Origin of the sequence: Proteus sp. fly-1067, from assembly GCF_040139345.1 — a bacterium.
GTDB lineage: Bacteria > Pseudomonadota > Gammaproteobacteria > Enterobacterales > Enterobacteriaceae > Proteus > Proteus vulgaris_B.
Window position 1 is genome coordinate 277,476 of record NZ_JBEEUL010000004.1, and the last position, 6,318, is coordinate 283,793.

The following is a 6,318-nucleotide window of genomic DNA, read 5'->3' on the forward strand; positions in this document are numbered from 1 at the left end:
GGGGTTTTAATGAGAGATACAGTTCATGAGTAGAAAGAAAAGACCAGCAAAACAAGCCAAAAGAGGTCGTTTTTGGTTTTGGTTATTTGTTAAAATTGCGGTTGTAGTTGCGGTTTTAATGGGCATTTATGGTGTTTATTTACATTCTCAAATCAAAGAGCGCCTTGATGGCAATGTTTGGGAATTGCCTGCTGCTGTTTACGGACGCACCGTTAACTTAGAGCCGGGCATGAATTATAGCCAAAAAGAGATGGTGAGCTTACTTGAAGGCATGCAATATCGTAATGTCAACAAAATCACACGTCCCGGTGAATTTGTGGTAAGAGGCAACACGATTGAGATGTTGCGCCGACCTTTTGATTTCCCAGATGGCCGTGAAGAGCAAATTTTGGCTAAGTTGTCTTTTGAGCAAAATTCTCTCGTTAGCATCACAAATATGGGAAATCAGCGTCAGTTTGGTTTTTTCCGTCTTGATCCTAAATTAATTACCATGATGCAATCTGCCAATGGTGAACAACGTTTGTTCTTGGCGAGAGATAAATTCCCACAATTATTAGTGGATACATTAATTGCAACAGAAGATCGCCGTTTCTATGAGCATGACGGGATCAGCCTTTATTCTATTGGGCGTGCTGTATTGGCAAACTTTACCGCGGGTAAAGCAGTTCAAGGCGGGAGTACACTCACGCAACAGTTAGTCAAAAACTTATTCCTAACAAATGAAAGAACGTTAAAAAGAAAGCTGAATGAAGCCTATATGGCGATCATTATGGATGCAAGTTATAGCAAAGATCGCATTCTAGAGCTGTATCTTAATGAAGTTTTTTTAGGACAAAGTGGTGATGAGCAAATTCGTGGTTTTCCTTTAGCGAGCCTCTACTATTTTGGCCGTCCTGTTGATGAATTAAGTCTTGATCAGCAAGCGCTTCTAGTTGGAATGGTAAAAGGAGCTTCGGCTTATAACCCATGGCGTAATCCTAAATCTGCACTTGAACGCCGTAATGTGGTGTTAAAGTTACTGCAAACTCAAGAGATCATCGACCAAGAGCTTTACAATGTACTTAGCGCACGCCCTTTAGGTGTGAAGCCACGCAGTGAAGCACTAACACCGCAACCTGCATTTATGCAATTGGTTCGCCAAGAGCTACAAACAACTTTAGGCGATAAAGTAAATGATTTATCAGGTACAAAAATTTTCACTACATTAGATCCTGTATCGCAAGATGCGGCTGAAAAAGCCGTTGAAGTGGGTGTCGCGGATATACGTAAAGTTCGTAAAATTGACGATCTTGAAGGGGCGATGGTTGTTGTGGATCGCTTAAGTGGTGAAGTTCGTGCCTTAGTGGGGGGCTCACAACCACAATATGCAGGTTTTAACCGTGCATTATCAGCCCGTCGTTCAATCGGCTCTTTAGCAAAACCGGCTACCTACTTAACTGCATTAAGTGAACCAGAACGTTTCCGCTTAAATACATGGCTTGCAGATGAACCTATTTCTGTGCCTATTCCAGGGGGCAAACCTTGGCAACCTCGTAACTACGATCGTGGTTATAAAGGCAAATTAATGCTGGTGGATGCGTTAGCAACATCGCGTAATATACCCACTGTGAATCTTGGTTTAGAAGTGGGGTTAGACCAAGTGATCAAAACATGGATTAACTTGGGAGCACCTGCGGAGAATCTGGAAAAAGTACCAGCAATGCTTCTTGGGGCGTTAAACTTAACACCCATGGAAGTTGCTCAAACATTTCAAACGATTGGTAGTTTAGGTAACAGAGCAAAAATATCGTCATTGCGTTCGGTTATTACTCAAGATGGTACTGTGCTTTATCAAAGTTATCCTCAAGCTGAAACGACTGTTTCGCCTCAAGCCGCTTATATGACGTTATTTGGTATGCAACAAGTGGTTAATTCAGGAACAGCATGGCGTGTATTAAAACCAAAATTTGGTAATTACAACCTTGCAGGTAAAACAGGTACGACTAACGATTTACGTGATAGTTGGTTTGCGGGAATTGATGGTAAAGAAGTTACCATTGCATGGATGGGACGTGACAATAATGGTCCAACAAACTTAACGGGATCAACAGGTGCGTTATTGTTATATCGCAACTATTTAGAGAACCAAGCACCGCTGAAATTAAATCCACCAATGCCAGAAGATATTGCAGAGATGTCTGTTGATGCCCAAGGTAACTTTGCTTGTTATGGTGGCGGTGTGCGTACATTACCTGTATGGACAGCAAACCCAGATGGATTATGCACACCTATTCAGCAAGATACCGATGAAAGCGGCGCACCAAAGTGGTTACAAGATCTGTTTTCTGAGTAGGTAATCACGCCGATTAGCTAAAATAAAAACGGCACATAAGTGCCGTTTTTTGTTGATTTCCGAACAGGGATAACTAGCCTTTCATCTGCATAAATGCATATTCCGCCGCATCAATCGTGCGTTGAATATCTTCTTTGGTATGCGCGATAGACATAAAGCCCGCTTCAAATGCAGAAGGCGCAAGGTAGACGCGTTTTTCTAGCATTAAATGGAAGAATTGCTTAAAGCGTTCAACATCGCAGTTCATGACATCTTGGTAGCAAGTGACTTCTTTTGCATCGGTAAAGAACAGACCAAACATACCACCAACATGGTTGATAACCATTGGAATTCCGGCTTGTTGTGCTTTTTCAAGTAAGCCATCAGCCAGCATTGTTGTTAGCTCATTTAATGTTTGATGAACACCCGGTTGTGAGACTTCGTGTAAACACGCTAGACCTGCCGCCATTGCAATTGGGTTACCAGATAGCGTACCTGCTTGATAAACAGGGCCGATTGGCGCGAGTTTAGACATCACTTCCATATGTCCGCCAAATGCACCGACTGGCATACCGCCACCGATGATTTTACCTAAGCATGTTAAGTCAGGATCAACATCGTAATAAGCTTGTGCGCCACCTAATGCAACACGAAAACCAGTCATTACTTCATCAATAATTAGTAGTGCACCAAATTCATCACATAACGCACGTAAACCCGGTAAGAAATCTGCTTTTGGCGGTACACAGTTCATGTTACCCGCAACAGGTTCAACGATAATACAAGCGACTTCTTCAGGATAATTTTCAAAGGCTTGGCGTACAGAATTTAAATCGTTGTAAGTACAGGTTAAGGTGTGTTTGACAAAATCAGCAGGCACACCCGGTGAATTGGGTTGTCCCATCGTTAGTGCGCCTGAGCCCGCTTTAACTAATAAGCAGTCTGCATGGCCGTGGTAGCAACCTTCAAATTTAATGATTTTGTCACGACCCGTGTAACCACGAGCAAGGCGAATCGCGCTCATCGTCGCTTCTGTACCTGAGTTCACCATACGAACCATGTCCATGGAAGGTACCAGTTCAGTGACTAGGTTTGCCATTTCAACTTCAGCCGCCGTTGGTGCGCCAAAGCTTAGGCCTTTTTGTACCGCGTCAGTAACAGCATGACGAATGGAAGGGTGGTTGTGACCTAAAACCATCGGTCCCCATGAGCCGACATAGTCAAGGTAAGCTCGTCCATCAACATCATAAATATACGCACCATTAGCACGTTCAATAAAAAGAGGGGTTCCACCTACACCGTTAAATGCTCTAACAGGTGAGTTGACACCGCCGGGGATCACTTGTTGTGCGAGATTATAAAGCGTTTCAGACTTGCTCATGTCAGACTCCTAATGATGGGTGAGCGTAAGATTAAGGCGTATTCTAAAGCACTGCGCAGATGAAGCCAAATACACGGCAACAACATTTTGATTTATCACTGTTATTGTGGGTACGTGATTTATCGTAAAAAGTGATAGGTAGCAAAAAGTGTATTTTGTCCACAACAAACTTGAAGGTTATGAGCAGGTATTAGATAATCATCACATTATATCAGCAAGAAAGATAAATTTTTGCTGGCTGTTTTTTTGCTGGAATACCCAGTCTGGAGTGAACAATGAGTGATGATATGGCTCTGCCGTTACAATTTACTGACGCGGCTGCAAATAAAGTAAAAGATCTGATTGCAGATGAAGAAAATCCAAATCTGCGTTTACGTGTTTATATCACGGGTGGCGGTTGTAGCGGATTCCAGTATGGTTTTACCTTTGATGATGCCATGAATGACGGCGATATGACCATAGAAAAACAAGGTGTTGCTTTAGTGGTTGATCCGATGAGCTTGCAGTATTTAGTGGGCGGTTGTGTGGATTATACCGAGGGGTTAGAGGGTTCGCGTTTTATTGTGACGAATCCTAATGCTAAGAGTACGTGTGGTTGTGGCTCTTCCTTTAGTATCTGATCCTTCTTTGGCGTCGTGGCTGTGCAGTAGTGCTGTGGTGTTATAGCAATACTCGTAATGCTTTGTGCTGTTCATATTCTTTGGCGTCGTGGCTGTGCAGTAGTGCTGTGGCGTTATAGCAACACTCGTAATGCTTTACGCTGTTTTTATTCTTTGGCGTCGTGGCTGTGCAGTAGTGCCACGGCGTTAGAGCAGTGCTCGTAATGCTCACATACTAATGTATGCTCCGCTTACTGTGCGCTGTCTGCCTTGTTGCACTGCTTGCTCGCTCACGACTTTTGTTTGTGAGAGTTTATTGGTTACTCTTTTCTTTTTTTCTTCTCTTTTTTTCTCTTTTTTTCTCTTCTCTTCTTTATTCTTCGTTATTTATTCTTTCTGAGCTTATTTCATAAAATTACTCTATGGGTGATATTTTTGCCTCTATTTAAATAGATCTTCTGCGATACGCTAAATTTTAGGTGCGGATTTTTTGTCCTTTGAGAATAAAAATCGTAGTTTGCTTATTATTTTGAAAATAGGGTTGTTTTCTCCTTATAAATCAACATTGTTACAAATTGAAACAAAATACACACTTTGTTACATATTAAAAATCCATGTACATTAGAACTGACTGGCTTTAGCGAGATTTCGGACATTTGCGAAAGTTGATCATGTAAATAAATACACTTATTTTAAGAAACGAAAGCAGTAAATAACGTGTGAACAATTATTTTACGCTAAGTCACTTATCCTACGAGGATACAACGTCCTTCTTTTCCGTCACTCCCTTTACTTCCCCTTAAAATTACTTAAGCTACTCTAATCAAATCGCAGTGTGCACTGGCTGATTTTTTGAAAAGGACATCAACAATAATCGTTTTGTTGAGAAACAATAACTGATAGTTAATTAAGGACTTGCCATGCCAACTCCCTGCTATATCTCCATTGAAGGAAAAACCCAAGGCAATATTACTGCGGGCGCATTTACGGCTGAATCAGTAGGAAATATTTATGTTCAAGGCCACGAAGATGAAATGCTGGTGCAAGCATTCTCTCATGTAGTGACTGTGCCTACTGATCCGCAATCAGGTCAGACTTCAGGTCAACGTGCGCATAAACCTTTCCGCTTTACGGTGGCGTTAAACAAAGCGGTTCCTCTGCTGTATAACGCATTAGCCTCGGGCGAAATGTTGTCAAAAATCACCTTAAAATGGTATCGCACCTCGGTTGAAGGGAAGCAAGAGCATTTCTTCACCACCACATTAACTGATGCCACCATCGTGAATATCGATTGCCAAATGCCACACTGCCAAGATCCGACTAAGTCTGACTTCACTCAACTGATCGAAGTGTCTCTTTCTTATCGCAAAATTGATTGGGAACACACCGTTGCAGGGACATCAGGCTCTGACGACTGGCGTGCACCACTCGAAGGTTAATTCTTCACACTTTATTTATGGGCTCTGTCATGGGCCCATTGTTCTCTGCATTTTTTGTCTTTTTTATTGCGTGTTTGTCACATTTAAATGGGAGCTTTTATGTCAACGAATGACGCTAACAATACCCCTAAACCTCGTTTGGTATTAGATGATCCGGCATCATCTCGCCCTTTTGAAATAGGGATGACATTCTCTGAACAACAAGCTCGCATTAAAAAATACAGCGAATTACTCGAAACCCTAGGAAAGGGATTACTTCATACAGGGTTAGTGTTTACTTGCCAAATTGGCGATTTACCTAAAAGCACTTTTCAAGTCACTCAGTTTGATTTAAACGAAGGATTATCAGAGCTTTTCACGCTGTCGATACACGCGGTGAGCGAGCAACGTGATATTGATTTTGCCAACCAATTAGGCGTGGCTTCATCGTTAACCGTCAGTCGTGACGGTAAAACAATTCGCACGGTTCAAGGCTTACTGGCGAGTGCCGAACAAGGCAACACAGACGGCGTTAAAACGTGGTATCAATTTGTTATTCGCCCAGAAATGTGGGTGATGACGCTGAACCAAGATAGCCGTATTTTCCAG

Annotated in this window: 5 protein-coding genes and 1 pseudogene; 5 read left to right on the plus strand and 1 reads right to left on the minus strand. The window is 42.2% G+C overall.

Annotated elements, in window-relative coordinates:
* Window positions 1-13: 13 nt before the first annotated feature.
* A pseudogene (gene mrcB, locus ABN217_RS08735) lies at window positions 14-2,332 on the plus strand (bifunctional glycosyl transferase/transpeptidase); the annotation flags it as partial.
* 73 nt (window positions 2,333-2,405) lie between these two features.
* Here mrcB and hemL read toward each other — a convergent pair.
* Window positions 2,406-3,692 (minus strand): glutamate-1-semialdehyde 2,1-aminomutase, encoded by a 1,287-nt coding sequence (gene hemL, locus ABN217_RS08740; protein WP_072070954.1) that lies wholly within the window; start codon window positions 3,690-3,692, stop codon window positions 2,406-2,408.
* 275 nt (window positions 3,693-3,967) lie between these two features.
* Between hemL and erpA the strand changes: the two genes are divergently transcribed.
* From erpA to ABN217_RS08760, 4 genes are all read left to right on the plus strand, one after another.
* Entirely contained in the window at window positions 3,968-4,312 is a 345-nt protein-coding gene (erpA, locus tag ABN217_RS08745) for an iron-sulfur cluster insertion protein ErpA (protein ID WP_064719135.1), read from the plus strand.
* A 57-nt stretch (window positions 4,313-4,369) separates the two neighbouring features.
* Complete coding sequence (locus ABN217_RS08750) at window positions 4,370-4,516, plus strand: hypothetical protein (RefSeq protein ID WP_349459312.1); 147 nt, start codon at window positions 4,370-4,372, stop codon at window positions 4,514-4,516.
* 695 nt (window positions 4,517-5,211) lie between these two features.
* Window positions 5,212-5,730: an Hcp family type VI secretion system effector gene (locus tag ABN217_RS08755; RefSeq protein WP_349459313.1), complete on the plus strand. Its 519-nt coding sequence runs from the start codon at window positions 5,212-5,214 to the stop codon at window positions 5,728-5,730.
* A 99-nt stretch (window positions 5,731-5,829) separates the two neighbouring features.
* A partial coding sequence (locus ABN217_RS08760) for a contractile injection system protein, VgrG/Pvc8 family (RefSeq protein WP_349459314.1) occupies window positions 5,830-6,318 on the plus strand: 489 nt, incomplete at its 3' end.